The sequence below is a fragment of the Leptotrichia sp. oral taxon 215 str. W9775 genome (assembly GCF_000469505.1).
Taxonomy (GTDB): domain Bacteria; phylum Fusobacteriota; class Fusobacteriia; order Fusobacteriales; family Leptotrichiaceae; genus Leptotrichia_A.
The window spans coordinates 66,050-89,927 of the sequence record NZ_KI272827.1; the positions used below are offsets into that span (position 1 = coordinate 66,050).

General features: G+C 32.3%; 19 protein-coding genes. 6 read left to right on the top strand and 13 right to left on the bottom strand.

Annotation, left to right across the window (positions count from 1 at the left end; all coding sequences use genetic code 11):
• Window position 1: 1 nt before the first annotated feature.
• On the bottom strand, window positions 2-982 hold the full coding sequence (locus HMPREF1984_RS02155) for an ABC transporter permease (protein WP_021766234.1): 981 nt from the start codon (window positions 980-982) through the stop codon (window positions 2-4).
• A 253-nt stretch (window positions 983-1,235) separates the two neighbouring features.
• Between HMPREF1984_RS02155 and HMPREF1984_RS02160 the strand changes: the two genes are divergently transcribed.
• Window positions 1,236-2,930: a M3 family oligoendopeptidase gene (locus tag HMPREF1984_RS02160; protein WP_021766235.1), complete on the top strand. Its 1,695-nt coding sequence runs from the start codon at window positions 1,236-1,238 to the stop codon at window positions 2,928-2,930.
• A 164-nt stretch (window positions 2,931-3,094) separates the two neighbouring features.
• Here HMPREF1984_RS02160 and epsC read toward each other — a convergent pair whose 3' ends face one another.
• The 7 genes from epsC to HMPREF1984_RS02195 form a co-directional block, all read right to left on the bottom strand.
• Window positions 3,095-3,643 (bottom strand): serine O-acetyltransferase EpsC, encoded by a 549-nt coding sequence (gene epsC / locus HMPREF1984_RS02165; protein WP_021766236.1) that lies wholly within the window; start codon window positions 3,641-3,643, stop codon window positions 3,095-3,097.
• 138 nt (window positions 3,644-3,781) lie between these two features.
• Complete coding sequence (cysK, locus tag HMPREF1984_RS02170; RefSeq protein WP_021766237.1) at window positions 3,782-4,693, bottom strand: cysteine synthase A; 912 nt, start codon at window positions 4,691-4,693, stop codon at window positions 3,782-3,784.
• Window positions 4,694-5,167: 474 nt separating this feature from the next.
• Window positions 5,168-5,740, bottom strand: coding sequence for a hypothetical protein (locus HMPREF1984_RS02175; RefSeq protein WP_021766238.1), 573 nt, complete (start codon window positions 5,738-5,740; stop codon window positions 5,168-5,170).
• An 85-nt stretch (window positions 5,741-5,825) separates the two neighbouring features.
• Window positions 5,826-6,215, bottom strand: coding sequence for a MazG nucleotide pyrophosphohydrolase domain-containing protein (locus HMPREF1984_RS02180; protein ID WP_021766239.1), 390 nt, complete (start codon window positions 6,213-6,215; stop codon window positions 5,826-5,828).
• A gap of 71 nt (window positions 6,216-6,286) precedes the next feature.
• Window positions 6,287-8,080, bottom strand: coding sequence for an NAD nucleotidase (gene nadN, locus HMPREF1984_RS02185; protein WP_021766240.1), 1,794 nt, complete (start codon window positions 8,078-8,080; stop codon window positions 6,287-6,289).
• Between the two features lie 99 nt (window positions 8,081-8,179).
• Window positions 8,180-8,590: a hypothetical protein gene (locus HMPREF1984_RS02190; protein ID WP_021766241.1), complete on the bottom strand. Its 411-nt coding sequence runs from the start codon at window positions 8,588-8,590 to the stop codon at window positions 8,180-8,182.
• A gap of 98 nt (window positions 8,591-8,688) precedes the next feature.
• Window positions 8,689-9,372, bottom strand: a complete 684-nt coding sequence (locus HMPREF1984_RS02195) for a hypothetical protein (protein WP_021766242.1) — start codon at window positions 9,370-9,372, stop codon at window positions 8,689-8,691.
• Window positions 9,373-9,738: 366 nt separating this feature from the next.
• Here HMPREF1984_RS02195 and trxA point away from each other — a divergent pair, with 366 nt between their 5' ends.
• From trxA to HMPREF1984_RS02210, 3 genes are all read left to right on the top strand, one after another.
• Entirely contained in the window at window positions 9,739-10,050 is a 312-nt protein-coding gene (gene trxA, locus HMPREF1984_RS02200; protein ID WP_036099457.1) for a thioredoxin, read from the top strand.
• A gap of 230 nt (window positions 10,051-10,280) precedes the next feature.
• Window positions 10,281-11,207: a thioredoxin-disulfide reductase gene (gene trxB, locus HMPREF1984_RS02205; protein WP_021766244.1), complete on the top strand. Its 927-nt coding sequence runs from the start codon at window positions 10,281-10,283 to the stop codon at window positions 11,205-11,207.
• A gap of 41 nt (window positions 11,208-11,248) precedes the next feature.
• Window positions 11,249-12,025 carry a formate/nitrite transporter family protein gene (locus tag HMPREF1984_RS02210; protein WP_021766245.1) on the top strand — a complete coding sequence of 259 codons (777 nt, stop codon included), beginning with the start codon at window positions 11,249-11,251 and terminating at the stop codon, window positions 12,023-12,025.
• A gap of 65 nt (window positions 12,026-12,090) precedes the next feature.
• Here the strand turns inward: HMPREF1984_RS02210 and HMPREF1984_RS02215 are convergent, their stop codons facing one another.
• From HMPREF1984_RS02215 to HMPREF1984_RS02230, 4 genes are all read right to left on the bottom strand, one after another.
• The gene (locus HMPREF1984_RS02215; RefSeq protein WP_021766246.1) at window positions 12,091-12,531 is read right to left on the bottom strand and encodes a hypothetical protein; all 441 of its coding nucleotides are present in this window, start codon (window positions 12,529-12,531) and stop codon (window positions 12,091-12,093) included.
• Window positions 12,532-12,710: 179 nt separating this feature from the next.
• Window positions 12,711-19,115, bottom strand: a complete 6,405-nt coding sequence (locus tag HMPREF1984_RS02220; protein WP_021766247.1) for an autotransporter-associated N-terminal domain-containing protein — start codon at window positions 19,113-19,115, stop codon at window positions 12,711-12,713.
• A 293-nt stretch (window positions 19,116-19,408) separates the two neighbouring features.
• Complete coding sequence (pgk, locus tag HMPREF1984_RS02225; protein WP_021766248.1) at window positions 19,409-20,635, bottom strand: phosphoglycerate kinase; 1,227 nt, start codon at window positions 20,633-20,635, stop codon at window positions 19,409-19,411.
• Between the two features lie 94 nt (window positions 20,636-20,729).
• The gene (locus tag HMPREF1984_RS02230) at window positions 20,730-20,996 is read right to left on the bottom strand and encodes a SemiSWEET family transporter (RefSeq protein ID WP_021766249.1); all 267 of its coding nucleotides are present in this window, start codon (window positions 20,994-20,996) and stop codon (window positions 20,730-20,732) included.
• Between the two features lie 242 nt (window positions 20,997-21,238).
• Between HMPREF1984_RS02230 and HMPREF1984_RS02235 the strand changes: the two genes are divergently transcribed.
• Window positions 21,239-21,586 (top strand): helix-turn-helix domain-containing protein, encoded by a 348-nt coding sequence (locus tag HMPREF1984_RS02235; protein ID WP_021766250.1) that lies wholly within the window; start codon window positions 21,239-21,241, stop codon window positions 21,584-21,586.
• Between the two features lie 123 nt (window positions 21,587-21,709).
• On the opposite strand, the gene HMPREF1984_RS02240 is transcribed toward HMPREF1984_RS02235, so the two are convergent.
• Window positions 21,710-23,083 (bottom strand): cation:dicarboxylate symporter family transporter, encoded by a 1,374-nt coding sequence (locus HMPREF1984_RS02240; RefSeq protein ID WP_021766251.1) that lies wholly within the window; start codon window positions 23,081-23,083, stop codon window positions 21,710-21,712.
• Window positions 23,084-23,272: 189 nt separating this feature from the next.
• Between HMPREF1984_RS02240 and HMPREF1984_RS02245 the strand changes: the two genes are divergently transcribed.
• Window positions 23,273-23,734, top strand: a complete 462-nt coding sequence (locus HMPREF1984_RS02245) for a DUF441 domain-containing protein (RefSeq protein ID WP_021766252.1) — start codon at window positions 23,273-23,275, stop codon at window positions 23,732-23,734.
• Window positions 23,735-23,878 lie beyond the last annotated feature (144 nt).

Consider the following 23,878-nt stretch of genomic DNA (forward strand, 5'->3'; position numbering starts at 1 on the left):
TCTACACTTCATCTCCTTTCCCCAGTTTAATTTTCGGATCAACAAGTGCATACACCAGATCCATTACAATCATCATTCCTATAAGAAATATGGCGTAAAAGACCGTAACTCCCAGAACCATTGTATAATCCCTGTTTGTTATACTGTCAATATAATATTTCCCGAGGCCCGGTATTGTAAATGCCTTTTCTATTACAAACGAACCTGTCAGAACTGCCGCAATTGTAGGACCCATAATAGTAACTATCGGAAGTATGGCATTTCTTAAGGCATGCTTCCATATGATATCTACCGGCTTCACACCTTTTGCCACAGCAAGCCTTATATAATCCTGTCCCATAACTTCTATCATTTTCCCTCTTAAAAGTCTTGCTATCAGCGCAACTGTATAAAGTCCCAATGCAATCGGAGGAAGTATTTTCTTGTCAAATGAATCCCATCCTGATATACGTATTCTGAACATTCTGGGAAGGCCGAGCTGCTTTATGAAAAAGCCGTTATGAATATCCACTACATATTTATGCATAAGTCCAGCTATTACAAAACTTGGAACAGATATTCCAATAATTGCTATTACCATGGCTATCTTATCCTGATATTTTCCTCTTTTTAAAGCCGCTGTAATTCCAAGCGGTATTCCCACAATTAAAGCAAATATTATAGCTCTTATTCCTAAATCAGCAGAACTTTTAAATCCTTCCTTTATAGTATCGTTAACCGTTCTCCCTCTGTCCCTCATTGACTCTCCGAGGTCACCTTTTGCAATATTCCCAAGATAGTACAGGTACTGTACTCCTAAAGGTTTATCCAAATGATATTTTTGCATAAGATTGGCTTTTATCTGAGGCGGCAGCTCCTTCTCGTCCTGAAACGGATCTCCCGGCAGCATGTGTAACAAAAAGAATGTAATAGTTATTACCATCCAGAGTGTTACAAGCCCCAGTGCTATTCTTTTCAATATAAATTTCAGAATATTCTTCATTATTTATTCAGCATCCTTTCTTTAAAACCTATTTCAAATATTTATATTATATTACAATACGTGCCCCTTTGCAATATATTACTCTTTTTCAGGCAGAAATAAAGTATATATTTTTTTTATTTATTTATATACGAATTATATTTTTTTAAATGGATAAATTTCACATTGTAATATGCTTTTAAATTATGTATAATGTAAGTAAATAAACTGTAGAAAGGAGACGGAACTGTTTAAATACAGTCCCTATTATACTATGAATTTTAATGATTACAAATACGAAAGAATTGACATTGATGCAGTAAAAAAACAGTTTGAAGAACTTATCGACAGCTTCAAAAAAGCTGATAACGCTGAAAAGCAGTACGAAATTATGGATAAAGTTATCAATTTGAGAAATTACATTGATACTATGACTACCCTTGTTTCTATTAGACACAGCATTAACACTGCTGATGACTTCTATGATAAGGAAAATGACTACTGTGATGAAATCAGCCCTTTACTTTACGGATTTACAACTGATTTCTATGAAGCTTTAGTTACTTCAAAATTCAGAAAAGAACTGGAAGATAAATATGGAAAATTCCTTTTCGACCAGGCAGAATGCTCCTTAAAAACATTCAGCGAGGAAGTTATCCCTCAATTACAGGAAGAAAACAAACTGTCAAGTAAATATGACAAGTTAATCGCCAGTGCAAAAATTCCTTTTGACGGTGAAGAAAGAACTTTATCACAGATGGTTCCTTATACTCAGTCAAAAGATAGAAATGTAAGAAAAGATGCCGCTAAAAAAGTTGCTGAATTCTTTTCTGCAAATAAACATGAATTTGATGAAATTTATGACAAACTTGTAAAAGTAAGAACTGAAATTGCACACAAATTAGGATTTAAAAACTATGTGGAATTGGCTTATGCAAGACTTAGAAGACTTGATTACAATGCACAGGATGTTGCAGGTTACAGAAAACAGGTGCTTGAAAACATCGTTCCTTTACATTCTGAACTGAGGGAAAGACAGGCTAAAAGACTTGGTATTGACAAACTGAAATTTTATGATGAACCTATAAAATTCAATTCAGGAAATGCTGATCCTCACGGAGATCCCGAATGGATTTTAAATCATGGAAAAACAATGTATCGTGAACTTTCCAAGGAAACTGATGAATTCTTTACATTCATGACTGAAAACAACCTGCTTGACCTTCTTTCTAAAAAAGGAAAAAATAGCGGTGGATACTGTACTTATATCCCTGACTATAAATCTCCTTTCATTTTTGCAAACTTCAATGGTACTGCCCATGACATAGATGTACTTACTCACGAAGCAGGGCACGCCTTCCAGGTTTATGAAAGCAGAGGATACGAAGTACCTGAATATTTATGGCCTAGCTATGAAGCATGTGAAATCCACTCAATGAGTATGGAATTTTTAACATGGCCATGGATGGGACTTTACTTTGAAAACGATGAAGATAAATACAAATTTATCCATCTTTCTGAAGCACTTTTATTCATTCCTTACGGAGTTACAGTTGATGAATTCCAGCACTGGGTTTATGAAAATCCTGAAGCAACTCCTGAAGAAAGAAGAAATAAATGGCTTGAAACAGAAAGAAAATATCTGCCTACAAGAGATTACGGAGAAATTGATGAGCTGAAGGAAGGAATTTTCTGGTTCAGACAGGGACATATTTTTGGAACTCCATTCTACTATATAGACTATACATTGGCTCAGGTGTGTGCTTTCCAATTCTGGATTAAGTCAAGAGAAAACAGGGAAAAAGCATGGGAAGAATATCTGAACTTATGTAGACTTGGAGGAAGTAAGCCTTTCTTTGAATTAATGAAGGCAGCTAACCTGAAAAATCCTTTCACTGAAGGAACAATTGCTTCAGTTATTCCTAAAATAAGGGAATTCCTTGACAGCATAGACGATATGAAAATGTAATACATTAATAGCAGAGTTACAAAAAATGGAAGCCACAAAGAATGTATATTACTAAACTTTAAAGTTTAAAATATGCCATTCTGAAAAGGCTTCCTTTTATATTATTCCTTATATCGCTTTATTTATATTGTTTTGTTTATATCATTTCAATTGTATTAACCTCACTAAATATACCACATAAAGTAGTCTTCCGAACCTTTCTGTATTATTCTGGCTGGAATTCCCACCGCAGCCGCATCATCCGGAACATCTTTTAAAACAACTGCATTTGCTCCTATTCTCGCATTATTTCCCACTGTTATATTTCCTAAAATCTTAGCTCCTGCCCCAACTGTAACATTATCCTTTAAAGTCGGGTGCCTTTTCCCTTTGGAAGAACTGACTCCTCCTAATGTAACTCCATGATAAATTACACAGTCATTTCCCACAACTGCTGTTTCCCCAATTACAATCCCCATTCCATGATCGAAAAAAATTCTTTTCCCAAGTGTTGCTCCCGGATGTATTTCTATACCTGTAAACATTCGTGAAAGCTGGGAAAAAAAACGTGCCAGAAAGAAAAATTTTCTTTTATATAGAAAATGATTGAAACGGTGATTGATAACTGCATGAAACGAAGGATAAAGAAGAACTTCTATCTTATTTCTTACAGCCGGATCCTTTTGAGCTATATTGTCTATTTCCTCCTTAAGCCATTTAAAAATTTTACTCACCCCTTGTTAATTAAAATTATTAATATTATTATCTGTTCGAACCTTATTTCCTAAAATCCTCCCAAACAATAAAAATTTTACTCTGCCTATCATCTTTAAAATAAACAGAGTAATTGTCCTTTTTTATTATTTATTCCATTATTTGTATGCTGCTACTGAAAGATATTTTTCTCCTCCGTCCGGAGCTATAGCTAGCACTTTTTTACCTTTTCCAAGTTTTTTTGCAAGCTGATATGCAGCGGCAATTGCCGCTCCTGAAGAAATTCCAACAAAAAGTCCATTTTCCTTGGAAGCCTTCAATCCGTAAGCCAGTGCATCTTCATCAGTAACCTGTATTATCTCATCAACAACGTTTCCGTCATAGTTACCTGGAACAAATCCTGCTCCAATTCCTTGAATAACGTGTTTTCCAGGCTGTCCACCAGAAACAACTGCTGATTTTATAGGTTCAACTCCAATCACTTTAGTTTCAGGTCTTTCTTCCTTAAGCTTTCTTCCTACTCCTACAAGAGTCCCTGCAGTACCTATTCCAGCAACAAAAGCATCTAAAACTGGAAAATCATTTAATATTTCAACTGCAGTAGTTTCATAGTGTTTCTGTGGGTTTGCAGGATTTTCAAACTGCTGCGGCAGGAAATATCCAGGATTTTCAGCAACTATTTTTTCTGCTTCAGCAATGGCACCTTTCATTCCTTTTGCCCCTTCAGTCAGTATAAGTTCTGCTCCAAAAGCTTTTATAAAATCCCTTCTTTCAACACTCGCTGTATCAGGCATTATTATTATGACTTTATATCCTTTAAGTTTTCCGATTAATGATAATGCAATCCCGGTATTTCCTGAAGTAGGTTCAACTATTGTTCCTCCAGGCTGTAATTTCCCTTCCTTTTCTGCAGCTTCTATCATCCCTAGAGCCGCACGGTCTTTCACACTTCCACCAAGATTGTACTTTTCAAGTTTTACATACACATCGGCGATGTTCTCATCCTTTTCAAGATTAAGTTTTACAACCGGTGTATTTCCAATTAATTCTAAAATGTTTTCGTAAATCATTCCATTACCTCCTAGTAAAATTATTATCTATATTAACTTATTACGAACTGTTTCATTCGCAAATTGTAGCACTAAAAAAACTAAAATACAAGCATTATAAATATACAAAATATAAATATAAATCATTAATCATATTAATTTTATATGTATAAGTACGTTATTAAATTACATTAAATTTACATGTCAGCCCTTTATATATTTGAGTATACAAAACTATTTGTACTGTTCAAATGAAATTATAATAATTACATTTTTTAGAAATTTAAAAGAGGCTATCACAAAAATAATGTAAAAAGGGGGCTCAAAAAGAAAATTTAAAAAATAATGTGAAAAACTATATTTTTGAATTATTTAAAATTTTACAATGTAAAAATATAGTTTTCCCATATATTATATTTAATTTTTACTCTTTTGAGACAATCCCTTCATATCTTCTATTTTTGAGACAGCCTCTTATTTACTTTTCAATATCTTTTAAAAATGCTCTTTATATAAAGGCTTTTCATTATTATAAGGATCATACATTAATACCTGGATATTTTCAACTAAAGGATTATCATTTTTTACTTTATTTGAAACTTCCCTGGCAATTGCACTGAATTCGTCCTTTGTCATAAATTCCCTCGAATAAATCATTATATCTGTTCCTTTGGCGTATGTTGCCGCATCAATATTCTTTATTTTTGGATTACTTTTTTTGACTTCATTCAGAACATCATAATATTCCCTTATAAGAGTATCCACTATTTCAACAGTTTTTTCCGCTTCATCTGCCCTTACGAACAGAGTATAGGTAACCCTGTTTTTTTCCGCTTCAATTTCCTTTATATCTTCTTCCATTGTCTGGTCGGTAGTTTTTCTTATATCTGATTTTGGAGTATAGCCTTCATTCTTAATATAATTCAAAATCTCAGTCTGCTCATCATACACAGGTTTTGAAGGTGTTTTCCCAAATTCAGGCAAAGGTGAAAACTTTGTTGTCTTTGCAGAAAATCCAACAGTTGCTAAAACTGTCAGCAATAAAATTATACCCAATTTTCTTTTCATCTATAAACTCTCCTTTTTTTGTCTAAATATGGGTTTTCTTCAATTTTCCCATAAACCTCTATCCGGTATGGATAATCGCTGTATTCTATTTAGTGTTCTTTTCATACTCTTTTCTTGCCTCTTCAAGAGAAAAACTTCTTTCATATTTTTCTTTGTTTATTTTGTCTTTAATATGAAAAATTTCCTCCAGGTCAATATTATAATCATTTGCAATAGCAATTATATAATAGAATATGTCAAAAAGTTCCTCCTCTATTGTTCCTTTTATATTTTCACCATTGTATCTCAGATTTTTCCTTATATTTTCAGCCAGTTCTCCAAACTCTTCAATCAGTTTCAACACAAGTCTCCGGGAATTTTCCTTTTTTTCTTCTTCACTCCGGATATCTTCTATATCCTTAAGGCTTCCCTTCTCAATATGTTTTATAAGAAACTGTATCTCTTTTAATGTCATGTCTTTATTATTTTCAGCCAAGTTACTCCTCCTTATAAATAATACATAACAATACTACCTTAACCTTTTTATTTTCTTAAGTTTTGCATTTTTTAGAATTTGAATTTTACATTTGAAGATTCAGGTCTTCCAACTGCTTTTTTCTCTTTAACATAGTTTATGAATGAAGTTTCAACACCTAAATGTGTATTTACTCCTTCTCTTCCAGGAGTTGAAGTAATTTTACCGAAAGTTGTATATCCATCTTTTCCTGCTGCAACATATGAATTTGTTCCTACAGTATAAGTTTTTGTTTCATCTATTGGAACCCATTTATTTGTTTTTGCATCAAGTACTTCTACTTTTTTTACTCTCGTTCCATGAGTTCCTTCCTTAGTTGCTTCATATCTTACTGCCGCTCCATATGGGAATGCTCCTGAAGATCCACCGTCAAGTGAAAAATGCAACGCATCTTCTATAACCTGTTTAATTTCTGCTCCATTCATTTTCAGTATATAGATTGTGTTTGAAGTAAATGGAAGTAATGTATAGGCATCATCATATGAAATTTTTCCAGGCACAAGTGAAATTCTAGTTCCTCCTGAGTTCATTATTACCATGTCAACATTACCTGTTCCCATATTTTTAAGCATATGTAAAACTGCTTCAGATACAAGCGTTGTAGCTAGCGATCCTTCCGGATTTTTTTCATTAGGTATTCTGTTTGCTGATCCACCTGGTATTTCTTCTGTTATATTACCTATTTCTTTTTTACCAAGTTCATTTTTTTCCTTTTTATATCCTTCAAGAATTTTCTGAGCTGTTGGATCTTCTTTTACAAATTTTAAATCTTTACGGCTGTTTATAAATTTAATAACATCTTCTTTTTCTTTTCCTTCAAGCTGACTCTTTTCACCTTTTTCGTTTTTCACTTCAAATAAGCTATCTCCAAGAACTATTGTAGGTTCTGCCTTTAATTCAGTTATTACACCTTTATCATTAAATTTAACCTTCATATTTCCTACCAGATGAGAGTAGCTCCATGCTTCTGCAACATATACAGGTTCCCCTGCTGGAGACATTATTTTCTTAGGATATTCAGCAACCGGTTTCAATCCATATTCTTTGAATCCTTCCCCTAGAAGATAGTGAGTATCCCCTGTTATAATAAGGTCTATTCCTGAAACTTTTTCAGCTATTTCAAGGTTTTTCTCATATCCTGCGTGTGAAAGGAAGATTATTTTGTTAATTCCTTTTGCCTGAAGTTCTTCTACCATTTTCTTAGCTGTTTCAACTTCATCATAGAATTTTATATCTTTTCCTGGACTTGAAGATTCAACTGTTTTTCCTACTACATCCAATCCTACAATGGCAACATCCTGCCCCTGTATTTTCTTTATCATATAAGGAGTCCATTTTCCTTCCAGTATGCTTCCTTTATCAGGAACAACATTGGCTGAAACTACCGGTATTTTCAGATCATCAAGGAAGTTTTTCAGAACCAGATTTCCATCATCAAATTCATGGTTTCCTAAAGCAAATAAGTCAAAATGCCCAACATTCATAAGAGCGGCATCAGCTTTTCCTTTAAATAAAGTATAGTAAAGAGTACCTGAAAGAGCATCTCCGGCATGTAATACAAGATTATTTTTATTTGTTTTCTTTAAATCAGTTATTCTTTGAATCATTCTTGGCATTCCACCAACATTAACAGTAACTTTTTTACCATTAAGAACTAGTTCCATTTTTTCTTCTTCAAGATGTGAATGGTGATCATTGATATGGATAACATTCAGTTCCAATGTTTTTGGTGAAAGAGCTTTTTTTGAAGGCGCTTTCTTTTTAGTAGCTCCCATAGCTGAAATACTTAAAGCTGCAGCCAGTCCTAATAAAATTAATTTTTTCATATTTCCTCCTATAAATTTTTTATTTTTATTCTCAATATAATTATATCCTAATTTTCTTAAAAATCAAAACTATATTATTTCAATGATTCCGTGCCACGCTTATTTACGGGGATATTTTTCCTTTATTGAATTAAAGTATTTACTTAATGCCGGAGATTCAAAAGAATCAAGCCATTTTTCCTCTGGAATTGTACAATATTTGGCATAATACTGTGTTGTAACTTCTACAGGATTCTTTTCATTTAAAAATAATCCTTCCTCCTGTATTATTCTTCCATAAGTAGTCAGGGAAGAATTAAAAGCGTCAATCATTTCTGTATTTTTATAGTCTTCGTGAAATGAACGTAACAAGACCTGTTTTATGATAAATCTGCAACGGAAGTCTCCTGGAAATATTTCCTTTATATTTTTATATGCAGAATCAAATTTTTCATCCTTAAAGGGATCCTTTAGATTACCTAAAGAAACCATACTTATTAAAAGAAATAAATATACTGCAATTTTTTTCATTATTAAACCATCCTTTCTTAATTTTAAATATCTTTATCATAAATATTATATCCCGATTTTTTAAAAATGCACACTTATTTTTTTATCAATATTTTTCACTAATACTCTATTTTATTTTTATCCAGATATTCTTCATAAGATTCATATTCATCTCTATTATCTAAAAAATCAAACCAGGCATTATAGTAAATTCTGCATTCTTTTATATATTCTTCATTATCTTTTCCTAATTTTTTGGATATTTTGGAAAATTTATCTAAGTTATTTAACATTTCCAATTTTGCATCTTTTTCTGCACAAGAATTTCCATCTAAAATTCCCCACGGCAATTCATGTATAGAAAAATTTATATAATTTGATAGAAATCTGTATTTCTGTTTTAATGCCGGCAGATAATCCGGTTCTTTTTCTAAAATTTTATCAGCAAAGGTGTAGACATTGTCAATCCCAAATTCATTATATACAGCTTGTGCAAATTGCAATGTGTAATCATTTGCCTCATCTTCTCCAATTAAAAATTTTAAAGCCTTTACTCCTCCATTATTTATATCTTCTTTTAAAACTTCTGAAAAAGCTGATATAAATTGAGGAAATATTTTAATTTTCTCCTCATATTTATTAATAAAATCTTGAAATTCATCAATACTTACTTCATCATCATAATTTCTTCTTTTATATTCCTGTAATAAATTATATCTTTCTTTTCTTTCTTCTGTCGTCAGATATTTATTTTTTGGGTATTTCAGAAAAATATCCAAGTAATCTTTAAAAATCGTTTTCATTTATAAATTCTCCCTTTTAAATATAAAAATAGCTAACTTCCTAATTTTCCTGACATAAATTTTCGATTTTTTTGAATATTTAGAATATTCACTATTTAAGTTAAAATTCAAGGTTTACTTTCAGCTTAATTATATCCTATTTTACTAATATATTATATTTGTTTTCCCTTTGCTATAAATTCTATAAAATAGATATCCAATAAACAACCTGCCAAATACTGATTAACTAAATTTTATAAATTAAATAATATAAAATCCACCTGTAAGATTTGCTCTTCAAAAGAATTGACTTATTTGAAAAAAAATGGTATATTCAAATTATCAATTAGTTATACAAAAATAATAAATTTAAGGAGAGATGATATAATGGCAATAAGTTTAAACAATGATACTTTTGAAAAACAAATATCTAATGGAGTTACTCTTGTAGATTTCTGGGCTGAATGGTGTTCGCCATGCAGATTTCAGCTTCCTATTTTAGAAGAAGTTGCAGAAGAAATTGGAACTAAAGCGGTTGTTGCTAAAGTTAACGTAGATGAAGAACTTGAACTTGCTCAGCAGTTTGGTGTACAAAGCATCCCTACACTGATTTTATTTAAGGATGGAGCACCTATTGACATAATGGTGGGAGTTCAGGACAAGGAAACTCTTGTAGAAAAAATTACTAAAGCACTGTAAAAACAATAATTTTTCTGAAATTTTCATTATCAGAAGTAATAAAGCTGCAAAAATTAAGGGGGTTGTCTCAAAAAGTAAATTTTAGTAAATGAATAAAATATAGTTTTTATACATTATATTTATAGTTTTACTATTTTGAGACAGTCTATTTTGGATGCAGCTTTTTCTAATTTAAAATTATAAAAAAGGAGGCGTACTGCCTAAAAAAGCACAGGCAGAACGGTAAAAATATGTACGATTCAGTTATTATAGGTTCAGGTCCTGCAGGGCTGACTGCGGCTATTTATTTAAGCAGGGCAGGACTAAAAAATGTTATTATAAGTGGAACTCTTCCAGGTGGGCAGCTTACATCCACAACTGATGTTGAAAACTTCCCGGGTTTCCCAAAAGGAATATCAGGTTTTCAGCTTATGGAAGACATGGCGCTTCAAGCTGCAAATTTCGGTACAGAAACATTGAAGACAACTGTTACATCAATTGATTTTGACAGCAGACCTTTTAAAATTCATCTAAAAAACAAGAATGTACTTGAAGCAAGATCAATAATCCTTTCAACAGGTTCATCTGCAAAATACCTTGGAATTGAAAATGAAACCGAAAGTATTGGAAACGGTGTAAGTGCATGTGCTACTTGTGACGGATTTTTCTACAGGGGAAAAGAAGTTGTTGTTGTAGGTGGTGGAGATACTGCCATGGAAGAAGCTACTTATCTTACAAAACTTGCAAGTAAAGTAACTCTTATTCACAGAAGAAATGAACTTAGAGCTTCTGCAATAATGCAGGAAAGAGCACGTAAAAACGAAAAAATAGAATGGAAGTTAAACTATACACCTGTAAAGGTTATTACTAATGAATTGGGAAAAGTTTCAGGAATTGAACTACGTAACAATGAAACAAATGAAGTGGAAACACTTAATACTGATGCTATTTTTGTTGCCATCGGCCATAAACCAAATACTGATTTTTTAGAAGGAAAAATTGAACTGGATTCAAGCGGTTATATTATAACTGAAGGAAAATCTTCAAAAACAAATATTCCAGGGGTCTTTGCCGCAGGAGATGTACAGGATAATAAATATCAGCAGGCAATAACAGCTGCAGGAAGTGGTGCAATTGCCGCTCTTGATGTGGAAGAATATTTAAATGAAAATGAATAGAACTGAGACTTTTATATAGAAAAATGTATGGAGGTTTTTAAATGTCTGAAGGGCACAAAACTCCACCGGAATTGGTGGATTATATTATTAAAGTGGGAATAGATAAGGCAACTAAACCTTTATTTAAACTTATGCTGCTTGGAATTTTCGGAGGAGCTTTTATAGCCCTTGGAGGAGCAGGAAATATTATTTCATCTTCCACTCTTGTAAAAACTGATCCGGGACTTGCCAAATTTTTAGGAGCGGCTGTTTTTCCAGTAGGACTGATTTTAGTTGTAACACTTGGGGCTGAACTATTTACAAGTAACTGTCTGTTATCTCTTGCATATGTAAATAAAAAAATTACTTTAATACAAGTGATTAGAAATCTTGTAATTGTTTATCTTTTTAACTATGTTGGAAGTTTTATAGTTGCTTATATCACAGTAAAAGGTGGAAGTTTTAATCCAGATTCACTTAATTATTTACAGGATATGGCAACTCATAAAGTTCATGCTTCTGCTTGTTCACTTGTTATCAAAGGTATACTATGTAATGTCCTAGTATGTGGGGCTGTCATCCAAAGCTATACTTCAAGAGATACTATCGGTAAATTAGTAGGAGCCTGGTTACCTATTATGCTATTTGTTCTTATTGGTTATGACCACTCAATAGCAAATATGTTCTATCTAACTGCCACTAAATTAGTAAATCCAAGTTTATTTGGAATTTCTTCTATATTGTACAATCTATTTTACGTTACAATTGGAAATATTTTAGGAGCTTTAGCAATAGGATTACCTCTATATTTTTCATATTATAAAAAATTAGATAATTAAGACTTTAAAAAAGCTGTCTCAAAATTTAAATTTATGAATTTTGAGACAGCTCATTTATTATTGTTTTATAAATTTCCTTCGACTACTATAATAGTTGTGTGTTTTAAAGCTTCTTTTAACCAGTCAGTAAAATCTCTTAAAAACTTTCTTTCTAAGTCAGATATATGTTCTAAGTTATTTTCTATTTCATTTATAATTTTTAACCAATCATTTTTTTCTATCCAATTGTCAAAGCAGACATCAAGTTCTTGCCTAAGGCTTCCATTAGAAGCATCTACAAATGGATATATTATTTTAAAATAAGGAAGTAAAATTTCATAATCCTGAAGATAAATCCTTAATGGATTATTATAGCAGTGCCAATCTTTCCACTTTGCTTCCCAATTGGAAGTATTAGAAGTTTTAAGAGGATTAAAGTCTAATAATATTCTTTCACCTTTAGGTGCATTAAGTCTTAATTCTAAATATTTTTGTTTTTCATTAGCTGATGAATTTAACCATACCATTTTTAATTTCACCTCTATAAAAATTATAAAATAAAATTCAATATTTTAAAAGTTTTTAGTATCAATACTAAAAATCATAAATTAATAAATAAAAACTAGACTATCTCAAAAATTACAAATTAATACAGGAACTATATTTTTCATTTTGAGATAGTCTTATTTTTTTAATTATTATTTTATTAATAGATTGCCCTGAATCCTATTCCGCCTCTTACATTGTGGCCTTTTGTATCATAGCCTGCATTTACTGTTACTCCAAATCTTGTGTTGTCTATTCCGATATTAAGGTCAAATTTTCCATTTCCTCTTCTATCTTCCTTTTCCTTTTCAAGATTATACCAGTCTGCTGATGTATAACCTACCCTTGCCCTGTTACCAGTTTGCAGTCTTCCCAGCTCGTTTTCATATGCCGCTGTTAAACCTACTGATAGTTGTGTCTTTACTGCTAAAGGCTGTACATATTTGAACTCCAATCCAACTTCAGGTTTTACTGAGAAATAGTCATTTCCTTCAACTTCTAATCTCATCTGTCCTGTTTCTTCCTTTATGTCACTAAATCTTCCATATTCCATCTTTAATGATCCATATGGTCTTAAATGAGTTCTTTCGCTCATTCTTATGTCATAACCTAACTCATTTTTCAGAGATACTCCATATGTATTGTATGCTGATTTCGCTTCAAATATATCATCAACTACCAGATACTTACGTTTCATTTCGTTTCTTCCAACAAACACATCTCCGCCAATTGTCCATTGCAGACTTCCATTATGGTCTGTCATCGGTGACATTGTTTTAAAGATTCCTGCCTTTAACATTGTCTGGCTTTCTCTTGATTTTCCTACATCTTTAAATCTAAAGTTGTTGTTTACTGCTCCAGCATACCAGCCTGAACTGTTTCCTAACTTAACAGCTTCATTTTCATGGATATAGGCTACTCCATATGCATTACTTGTGTAGTCAATTACTCCTGCTGTATCTGTATTGTATTCATCCCTCATTCCGAAGGCTTTTATTTTATTGGAGTTTTTAGTTGTATTTCTCCATTCGTTTCTTAAATAGTCAAATTCCTTATCAAGTGCTTTTCCTGTTGCATTTACCCTTTGCTGAACGTTTGAGTACTGGTGTCCCTTCATCTGATCCACTGCCTGTGCAAATAACTGAGGTTCTCCTTTTCCTATTGCATTTAACTTATCAAATAAAACTTTTTCTCTTGAACCTGTACCTTCAATCCCATATCTCTGTTCCAGACCATTCATGAAGTTATATGTATCCTGATCTTTCGCAAAAGCTGTATAAGGTATCTTAGATAGATATACTGCATTGAAAGTATCGTCTGAATTTTGAGTTCCAGTAGCTATCCAAGTTAAACTTCCTGATGAAATTTTAAAATTCTTTCCAGTACCTCCGGAAGTTAGTACACTTATCTCATCATTATATGGTTTTAAGATATTTTCTCCTATTTTAATATCTTTACTATCTGTATATCTTGATGCTTCTGTTCCAAATATTAGATTAATATCGTTTACTCCTGTTAAATATTGCAGCCCTTGAATAGGATTTGTGTAGTTTATTCCAGATGTATCCACATACATCCCTATCTCTGATGCTCTTGCAGCAGAAGGTGTATTTCCTAGATTAGAACTTGTCAAATCTAATTCTGTACTTCCTGCTACTACTCTCGATGCATTTGGTGATGCAACTGTTGTGTCCACAAAAGTCGGTGTCAGAATATTTCCATCTCTGGAAACTGTAGCAGTTCCATTTCCTGGTGCTTTAATTTCTATGCCTGCTACTCTTTTAGTTGTATCAGTCTGTTTCTTTGTCTGGACAGCTACTGCGCCGTTTGTTGCAGTAGGTGTAACACCTTCATTTTTACCTTTTGATAAATAGATTCCAGTATTGTTGTTTCCGTCAACTATGATGTTACCATAGTTCTTAATTACAGCTCCATTTTGTACAGATACTCCTACTATTCCGTCATTTGTTGGATTAGGAACTGTTTTAATTGTTCCGTAGTTTTCTCCGACAGCATTGTTATCTAAGTGCATACCGGTAGTATTCTTTCCACTTAATTCAATAGTTCCATAGTTTTTAGCTGTTGAACCGCTTCCAGTAGCATACATTCCTATACCATTATCTTTTTCAACTTTAATAGTACCATAGTTTTCAACAGTTCCTGTCTGAATAACATTTCCATTATCATCTGTGTAACCTGCTACCATTCCTATTCCATATAGTTTATTTGCTGTATCGCTGGCACCGACTTTTATTACAGAATTGACAGTAGAGCTTCCATTTACTATTGTTCCACCGGAAATACTGTACATTCCAACATTTCCTATTCCACTGCTAAAGTCTACATCTCCCAAGTTAGTTACATTACCTGCTGCATATATTCCGTAGTTATTATTTCCTGTTGATGTCAATGCTGTTCTGTTTTCTATATTTCCTGTTGTATCTGTTGAATATATATACACAGTGTCATTCCCTACTGTTACAGAGTTTGCAGGAGTTATTGTTAATTTTGTTCCTGTTCCCTTTACAACATATCCATAAGAATTGTCTCCAATTCTCATATCAGCCTGACTTAAAATATTCTGATTCTGTCCTGTTGCAAATACTCCAACAGACTGGTTATTACCAACTTCTATTGAACTTCCTGAAGCTAAAGTTACGTTTGGAGCAGCTGAACTCGTATACTGTCCATTTGAATAAATACCAACTGAGTTACTTCCTACTTTTATTTTTCCAGTTGAAGCCATATCTATAGTTTTTCCATAGATACCATATGTGTTATCTCCACCTATTATATCCTTATTGTTATAAATTTTAGTATTCTGATCTTCAGTATACATACCAATGTTAGGTTCAGTTGGAGAAGTTGAAGCTGCTATATTTATCGTTCCTGAGTTTTCCATTCTTGAACTAGCTTCACCAAACATTCCTGTTCCTATTTGACCGTTTACATTTATTGTTCCGTTATTAGTTATAGTTGCTCCTTCTCCTGCCATTCCAACAGATTTAGTTCCTGTTGTTGTGATTACTCCCGCTGTATCATTTAGTGCAACTGCATTTGTAAATGTTGTTCCTGCCTTATTATTTTTAGCAAATATTCCTATTGCACCTTCACCGTCCAAGTTAACATCCCCTCTATTTGTAATATTTACTTTTCCTTGTCCGGCAGCTCCTGTTCCAAATTCATCTACAACAACGTTTCCAACAGTATCTGTTCTGTATGCAATTCCTAATAATCCTATCGATTTTTCTCCACTTACGTTAACAGAGCCATTATTTACAACTTCTGAACCATTTACTGCATATATTCCAACTGCATTGCTATTAGCAGAAGAATCTTTTTCAACATTTATAGTTCCACTATTATTAACTTGTCCATAGTTAACGAAAACTCCTACTCCACCTTTATCAGTTCCATCTGTTCTTGCTACATCTACTGTTTTCCCACTTACAATGTTTACCTGAGCTTCTGTATTAGTTACTGCTTTGTCACTTGAGTTAGCTTCAAGTCCTACAACTTGTCCATTATAGAATTCATTTGCATCAGCAGAGCTTAATCTTGCAGTTAAGTTTTCATTTACATTCAGCTTTAATCTTTGACCTAGGACCTTTTTAAAGAAGAACCCACCAGGTGTTGTATCTCCTTCATTTTTATCTGTTGCAACATCAAAATTAATTGTTCCATTATCTATTGCAAGTTCTTTAAATTTATTGAAAGTTTGTCCGCCTTCAGTTCCAGGATTAAGAACAATTCCCAATGAATTTTTTATTGCACTTAAATTAGAAACATTTTGAGTTCCCAGGTTATTCAGATTTATTCCAACAACATCATTTGAATATACTGTTACATTAGTTGAAGATGTTGTTATAGGTCTGTGTGAACTAGAGAAATCAACATTCATCAATGTTGAACGTCCTCTTAATTCTATATTGGAATTACTTAAGTCTATTTCCCCCTGACCATCAGAATATGCGGCATAACCATTTCCATCATATTTTAAAGTTGCTCCTGTTAAGTCAATTTTAGTTCCTGTGTCATATGCAGCTGCTCCTGCTGAACCTCCATTTACAGTTATATTTGCATCATGCAAAGTTATTTGAGCCTGATTTTCTGCATAAACTGCAAGCCCTTCCTTTGTTGTTCCAGCTTCAACATTTATATTTAATTTATCTCCGGCATTGGAAGTTATTGTACTTCCAGTACCTTTACTGTATAGTCCTGTTGCCCCATTTGTTGCTTTTATATTTGCCTTATCTGTTGGATTAGGCCCGGCTTCTATTGTTGCTGTTCCTGTATTGTATATTCCGGAAGATTTTTTACCATTTACTTCAAGATTTCCTGAAAATTCAAATTTTCCTTTATTAGAAATTCCAATATTTTCTGCATCTCCTATATTACCACTTGGATCTGTGTCTCCAACTCCTGATAATTTAATAGAACCTGTGTTTTTACCTTGGCTAAATTTATCAGTATACATACCTATACTTTGTTTAGCTTGTAAATCTATAGTACCTTCATTTACAATGTTATCTATTGTAGATGCTGTAGTTCCTGTAGCTGCCATACCAACAGTTTTAGTAAATCCTTTTCCAACTGTTATAGTATTGTAGTTATAGATATGCTGAGCTTGACCATTTGAGTGTAAAACTGTGTTTCCACTTCCTGTATAGTCATTTCCATCATCATCTATTCCTGTAGCAGTAATATCTTTCTTCACTTGAATACCATGTTTATCTGTTCTTACTAAACTACTATTTTTAGCACCATTTCCAAAAGTAAATGTTCCCATTGTAGTAGAGTCAAGTATCATGTCATTAGTATTGTTATCTGAATAATCTTTAAGTCTTAAGAAACCTATATTCTTTTCTCCAGCTACTTCTATGTTTAAATCAGATATATTTGCAATAGGGTTAGTATCATTAGCTCCTGGTGCTGATTCTCTTGCTACTGCTGACAATGATTTTCCAATAGCCATACCAACATTTTCTTCACCATTTACAGTTATTTTCTTACCAGTACCAGAAGTTACTGTAACCATATCATAGTATTTTGACCATGTAGGATATAAAGGATCTGTTTGAGGCTTTACGAAAATATTTTTCATTCTAGCACCATAGTTATTTTTACCATTAACTATTATATTTCCTAATGATACATCCACTTTAAATACTCCACTATAGCCATAAATATATTGTCCAAAGTCCATACCTATACTATTTTGGTTATTGATAATTATCTTTCCATCATTTATAGTTTTATGTGGTATTCTATCTGGATCTACCATTCTTTCTATATCTATCATAATACCTACAACGTTATTACCGCTTGCTAGTATTATTTCTCCTGTATTTAAAAGAGTAGAACTTGATTGAGGGTGATTACGACTAGTTGCCCATAATTGATGTTCTATTCCAACTAAAACATTTGAATTAACAGGAACAGGAATACCATGCAAAGTTAATTTTCCAGCAAAAGTTGATGTTCTATTACCAGGAGTATAGTATCCACTATAGTCTCCCCCAACACCTGCTGGGTTATAACTTATAAAACTTTTTGTCCAAGATCTTCCACCTAAGTCAGTCAGTTCATATTCTCCAGTGAACATTGTATTATGGTCTCTTAGGTCATTTATGAAAGTATTCATTCCAAATTGAGGTCCATTACCTGTTTGCCCTGTTGTTAAAGAACCATTCTTAGTAGGATCTAAAGTTGTTTCAACATTAAGTTTACCTTCCCATTTTGTTCCTAACCAACCTGGAGCTGCTCCAGCTGTTATTTTAAATACACCTTCAGTGGAATATTTTTCATAGTTTTGGACGATAATGTTAGTTTGTGTCATTCCAATTATTTGGTTTTGAATAAAACCTCCTCCTACAAAGTTTAATGCAGGCGGATCAAAAGTTGTAGGTGTTATTTCTGCTGGTGCAGACGGTTTTACCGGAGACGTAATAAACCTAGGATCAAAAGTTGGATACGACACTTCTGGTGTTGCCGGTTTATAACTAGGAGCCTGTCTATTTATAATTTTAGGTTTTATTCCGGCACTTATTTTTATTTCAACATCAGGTTCATGAACTATTCCTAAATTTGTCGACCCATATGAAATTGAATTTAAGCCAGTTTCTAAAAATTTATTTAAATTCCCTGTTGTATCTCTTGTTAAAACTTCATCTTTTATTTTATTTCCTCTACCTTTGTATGTGCCATTCCATTTGCTGTATATGTAGTTAGCTCCCGTTTGCCATGAAGCCCAAGGTGATTTTACGACATGGTCTCCCTGTTCCATTAATTGAACTAGTTCAAAATTATTTTTTTTAATCAGTTTATCATTTTCTTTTTTTGCTTCCCTGAATACCTGTTTCATTTCCTCTATTGAATTATTTAAATCTAATCTTGCCTGCTTTGTAGATTCACTTTCCTTACTGTTAAAATTTTCTTCATTTCCATATAAAAATCCTCCAGTTACAAGAAAACTAAGCAATAAAGACTTACTATATTTTATATTCTTATATCTCTTAGCAATATTTCTAAGTTCCTTTTCTATTCTTCTTAAAGTTCCATTCATATTTACTCCCTTTTTCTCATTTATTATATTTTATAAAGATTTTTCTGTTTTTTTTCTTATAATATCCTTTTAACTAGAAGTATATCAAAAAACAAAAATTTAATCAATCTTTTTATAAACAAATATGATAAATATTTTGAAAAATAAGTAAAAAAAATAAAAAATATAAATTTAAAAAAAACAAAAAAAGGCTTCCCTGTAATGTAATACAAAAGACTACATTACAGCAGAAACCCTTCTATTTATATTTTTAATATCCTATAATTTATCAATTTGCATAAATCAAATCAATTCTAGTGAGAGCATCCGCATCCACATTCTTTTTCAGCGATTGCTTCCACACCTGGTAATGGTTTACCTTCAAGATATTCAAGTGAAGCTCCTCCACCAGTTGAAATGTGAGAGAATTTATCAGCAAATCCTAGTTGGATAGCCGCAGCGGCTGAATCTCCTCCACCAATAATTGTTGTAGCTCCTGCTAATTCAGCGATTGCTTTACATACTCCTATTGTTCCTTTTGCGAAGTTTTCCATTTCAAATACTCCCATTGGTCCGTTCCATACTACTGTTTTTGCACCAACTAAAGCATCTGCGAATAATTTGATAGATGCTTCCCCTATGTCAAGTCCCATCCATCCGTCTTCGATACCGTCTACAGAAACTGTTTTGAATTCTGTATCATTTTTAAATTCTTTAGCTACTACTGTATCTACAGGTAAGATTAACTCTACACCTTTTGCAGCAGCTTTTTCAATTAATGATTTTGCAAGTTCAACTTTATCTTCTTCAAGTAATGAAGAACCTGTATTTTTTCCTTGAGCCTTAAGGAAAGTAAACATCATTCCTCCACCGATTATTACTTTATCAGCTTTATCTAAAAGATTTTCGATTACTCCTATTTTATCAGAAACTTTTGCTCCTCCTAGGATAGCAACTAGAGGTCTTGCAGGATTATCTACAGCTCCTCCTATAAAGTTTATTTCTTTTTCTACAAGGAATCCTACTGCTGATTCTTTAATGTTTGAAGCAATTCCAACATTTGAAGCATGTGCTCTGTGTGCAGTTCCAAATGCATCATTTACAAAGACATCTCCTAATGAAGCCCAGTATTTTCCTAATTCAGGATCATTTTTAGATTCTTTTTTACCATCAAGATCTTCAAATCTTGTGTTTTCGAACATCAAAATTTCTCCTTCTTTTAATTCTGCTATTGCAGCTTCCAATTCTGCACCTCTTGTTTCAGGTACAAATTTAACAGGTTTTCCTAATGCTTCAGACAATCTTTTTGCAACAGGTGCTAAAGTTTTTGAAGCTTTATCTTCTTCTGCCTTAACTTTTCCTAAATGTGAAAATGCTATAACTTTTCCACCATTTTCCAGAATATATTTTAATGTAGGCAACGCCGCAACTATTCTGTTATCATCTGTAATTACCCCATCTTTTATAGGCACGTTGAAATCCACTCTTACAAGTACTTTTTTCCCTTTTACATCCAAATCTTTTAATGTCTTCTTAGCCATACTTCCTCCTATAATAAATTAATTTTTTCTTTATTTGTTAAATTATAGCACTGTTTAATTGTATTTTCAAGAATTATTTATTATAAAAGAGACTCTAAAAAGAAGTTATAAAAGTTAAAAAACCAAGTATAACCCCAGTTACATTGGGTATAATTAGTATATAATCTTTTTTCGGCTCTTTTGTCCAACCATAAATAACCCATATCAAACATGAAAAAGAGGCAAATAACGGTTGCCAAGGCTGTGATTTAGTCCCTGACAGATTAGCCATAATTTGCGGGATATATGCTATAAAGACAAAAACTCCTATAAATGCTCCAATCGAACCAACTATTTTATTAATTTTACTCATTTTACTCATTTTATTACTCCTTCCTTTTTTCCTTTTGTTTTAATTAGTTAACCTTATCCTATTAAATGTATACACTTTTTTGAATTTCTTTGGTATCTATTAAATACCAAAAGAAATATGATTTTCCACCCTCATTTATTTTTATCTGTAGTACTTGTAAGTCTACAGACAATATATTATAACACATTATACAAAAAAAAGGAAGTACTTACTTTTTTGTAGTATACTAACTAAAAGGAGAGTAATAAGTTATGGAAAATATATTACATACAGAACAAATCCCTTTTTTAAAAACTCTTTCTATTGTTGAAGGGAAATGGAAGCTAAGAATATTATATGAACTCGCCTATAATCCTACTTTACGTTATAGTGAATTGAGAAGAAATTTAACACCAATTACACATAAAATGCTTTCCACTCAATTAAAAGGTCTTGAAATGGACAATATGATTATTCGGAAAGAATACCCTCAGATTCCGCCTAAAGTTGAGTATTCGTTATCTGAAAAGAGGAGAAGTTTTCTTCCTGTTATGAAACTGATGTGTGAATGGGGACGTAACTATGTTGTCTCAGATGAAAATGAAGTAATGTCTGAATAAAATTCGTTAAAATCTTATAAATAAAATAAAAATACATCTATTAATTTAAAATATACTTTTATTCTGTTATCAGATATACCTTAAATAATAAATGTATTTTTTATTTATTTCAATATTATTTTACTATGCTTCTATTACTCTTTCACTTTTCAGTACACTCTCATTGAAGCTTCCCATTTCCTTGTCCACTACAGTTGAAATTACCATTGCTCCATTTACATTTACTGCTGTACGTCCCATATCTATTATTGAATCTATCGGGAATACAATCGCTACCGGATCAAACGGCAGTCCCATTCCTCCAAGTACAACTGTTGCCGCTATATAGGCTGTTCCTGGAACTCCTGCCATTCCAAATGAACCTAATGCTATTACTGTTATAAGGCTTATAAGGAATACAGGTGTAATCGCAATTCCATTCATGTTTGCTATCATTATTGCAATAACTGCAGGGAATACTCCAGCACATCCGTTCATACCTATAGTTGTTCCAAGTGTTGCTGTAAAGTTTGCTGTTGGAGAACTTACTCCCACTTCCTTTTCCAATGTTTCAATAGTTACAGGCAATGTTCCCATGCTTGAAGTTGTTGTCAGTGCAAGAATTAACGGTGCCGTTGCTTTTTTATAATATGTAAAAGGATTTATTCCATGTATTGCAAGATTTATAGACTGCATTACAACTACCAGTGCCAGTGATATAAACATTACAATCAGATAAGTTACAAGATTTTTAAATACTTCCAGTCCGTAGGAAGCTGTCAAATCAAACATTAATGCAGCAACTCCATAAGGAATTATTTTTATAATAGTTGTTGTGACACTTGTCATTACTGCAAATAGTGCTGATGTTACATCTTTTAACGGCTGTATCTTTTCAGGATTTTTCAGGCTCATTCTATTTGTTGCAAATCCTAGGAACGCAGCAAATATAACTACTCCTATTACGCTTGTTTCAGACATTGCCTTAAATATATTTGAAGGGATAAATGAAACTACTACATCAACAAGACCTTTATATTCACCTTTTCCTGTCCATGCTTCCATTCCTTCAGGCAATTTCATACCTACTCCCAGATTAAACAGCATTGCAACTGAAATTCCTATAATTGCTGAAATTGCAACAGTTACTGTATAATAAACAACTGATTTTCCAGTTAATTTTTTTAAATTTTCGTTATTTTTTGAATTTATTATTGAATTATAAACTGACAATCCAACCAATGGAATAACAACCATTTTAAGAAGACTTGTAAATCCTCTTCCCACCAGTGAAGCTGCAGTTGTCACATTTTTTATAACATCAGGTACCTGTTCTGCCCCTACCATACCTAAAGTTGATTGAAATACAATTCCTACAGCAAACCCCAATACTGTTGAAATAATTACCCTTGTAGAAAATTTAAATTTTTTCTTCAAATTTACGTTTACATGGACTAATAAAAAGAATAATAAAATTAATATTCCTATCCATATGCTTGAAAATAATAATGTTGACATTTCTTTTCCTCCTCTTCTGCTAAATAATTCAGCTCAATATGTTTTCATATACAAATATATCATTTGTATACGAGTATGTCAAGATTTTTTTAGATTTCATCTATATTTTTAATTAATAGAAAAATTTACCATTGATATATTTCCAATTTTTCGTTACAATTAATAATATAATTTTTTAAGGAGGGTAAAATGGAAAGCTGGTTATTTTTAGGATTAATACTGCTTGTTGGAGCTGTTTCAAAAAATCAGTCTATCATAATAGCATCAATTTTTGTAATGATATTAAAATTTTTACCATTTACAGACAATATAATGCTTGAATTTAAGAAAAAAGGGATAAACTGGGGAGTATTAGTTATTACAATAGCAATTTTAATTCCTATAGCTACTAAGGAAATAGGATTTCTTGATCTTATAAATGCTTTTAAATCTCCTATTGGCTGGGTTGCCATATTAAGCGGTATTGGAGTTTCCCTACTTTCAGCAAAAGGTGTAAATTTACTTTCAGGCCAGCCTGAAATAACTGTTGCCCTTGTTTTTGGAACAATAATCGGAGTTGTTTTCATGAAGGGAATTGCAGCAGGCCCTGTAATTGCAAGTGGAATTACATACTGCATTTTACAGATTATAAATGTTATATGGAAGAAATAAAATATATCTGAAAGATAAAAAAGGATGTCCCAAAAGAAAATTTAAAAAATAATGTAAAAGTGTACTGACTCCAAAAAGTTGGACACAAGATTGGAGGTGCAGTACAAAGCCATATTTTTGAATTATTTAAAATTTTACAATGTA

Excerpts from the sequence above, each read along its gene's own strand:
- trxA (WP_036099457.1), top strand. The coding sequence starts at position 9,739 with ATGGCAATAAGTTTAAACAATGATACTTTTGAAAAACAAATATCTAAT.
- trxB (WP_021766244.1), top strand. The coding sequence starts at position 10,281 with ATGTACGATTCAGTTATTATAGGTTCAGGTCCTGCAGGGCTGACTGCG.
- pgk (WP_021766248.1), bottom strand. The coding sequence starts at position 20,635 with ATGGCTAAGAAGACATTAAAAGATTTGGATGTAAAAGGGAAAAAAGTA.
- HMPREF1984_RS02210 (WP_021766245.1), top strand. The coding sequence starts at position 11,249 with ATGTCTGAAGGGCACAAAACTCCACCGGAATTGGTGGATTATATTATT.
- HMPREF1984_RS02215 (WP_021766246.1), bottom strand. The coding sequence starts at position 12,531 with ATGGTATGGTTAAATTCATCAGCTAATGAAAAACAAAAATATTTAGAA.
- HMPREF1984_RS02245 (WP_021766252.1), top strand. The coding sequence starts at position 23,273 with ATGGAAAGCTGGTTATTTTTAGGATTAATACTGCTTGTTGGAGCTGTT.
- HMPREF1984_RS02190 (WP_021766241.1), bottom strand. The coding sequence starts at position 8,590 with ATGAAAAAAATTGCAGTATATTTATTTCTTTTAATAAGTATGGTTTCT.
- HMPREF1984_RS02230 (WP_021766249.1), bottom strand. The coding sequence starts at position 20,996 with ATGAGTAAAATGAGTAAAATTAATAAAATAGTTGGTTCGATTGGAGCA.
- HMPREF1984_RS02195 (WP_021766242.1), bottom strand. The coding sequence starts at position 9,372 with ATGAAAACGATTTTTAAAGATTACTTGGATATTTTTCTGAAATACCCA.
- HMPREF1984_RS02235 (WP_021766250.1), top strand. The coding sequence starts at position 21,239 with ATGGAAAATATATTACATACAGAACAAATCCCTTTTTTAAAAACTCTT.
- HMPREF1984_RS02175 (WP_021766238.1), bottom strand. The coding sequence starts at position 5,740 with ATGAAAAGAAAATTGGGTATAATTTTATTGCTGACAGTTTTAGCAACT.
- cysK (WP_021766237.1), bottom strand. The coding sequence starts at position 4,693 with ATGATTTACGAAAACATTTTAGAATTAATTGGAAATACACCGGTTGTA.
- HMPREF1984_RS02155 (WP_021766234.1), bottom strand. The coding sequence starts at position 982 with ATGAAGAATATTCTGAAATTTATATTGAAAAGAATAGCACTGGGGCTT.
- HMPREF1984_RS02160 (WP_021766235.1), top strand. The coding sequence starts at position 1,236 with ATGAATTTTAATGATTACAAATACGAAAGAATTGACATTGATGCAGTA.
- nadN (WP_021766240.1), bottom strand. The coding sequence starts at position 8,080 with ATGAAAAAATTAATTTTATTAGGACTGGCTGCAGCTTTAAGTATTTCA.
- HMPREF1984_RS02220 (WP_021766247.1), bottom strand. The coding sequence starts at position 19,115 with ATGAATGGAACTTTAAGAAGAATAGAAAAGGAACTTAGAAATATTGCT.
- HMPREF1984_RS02240 (WP_021766251.1), bottom strand. The coding sequence starts at position 23,083 with ATGTCAACATTATTATTTTCAAGCATATGGATAGGAATATTAATTTTA.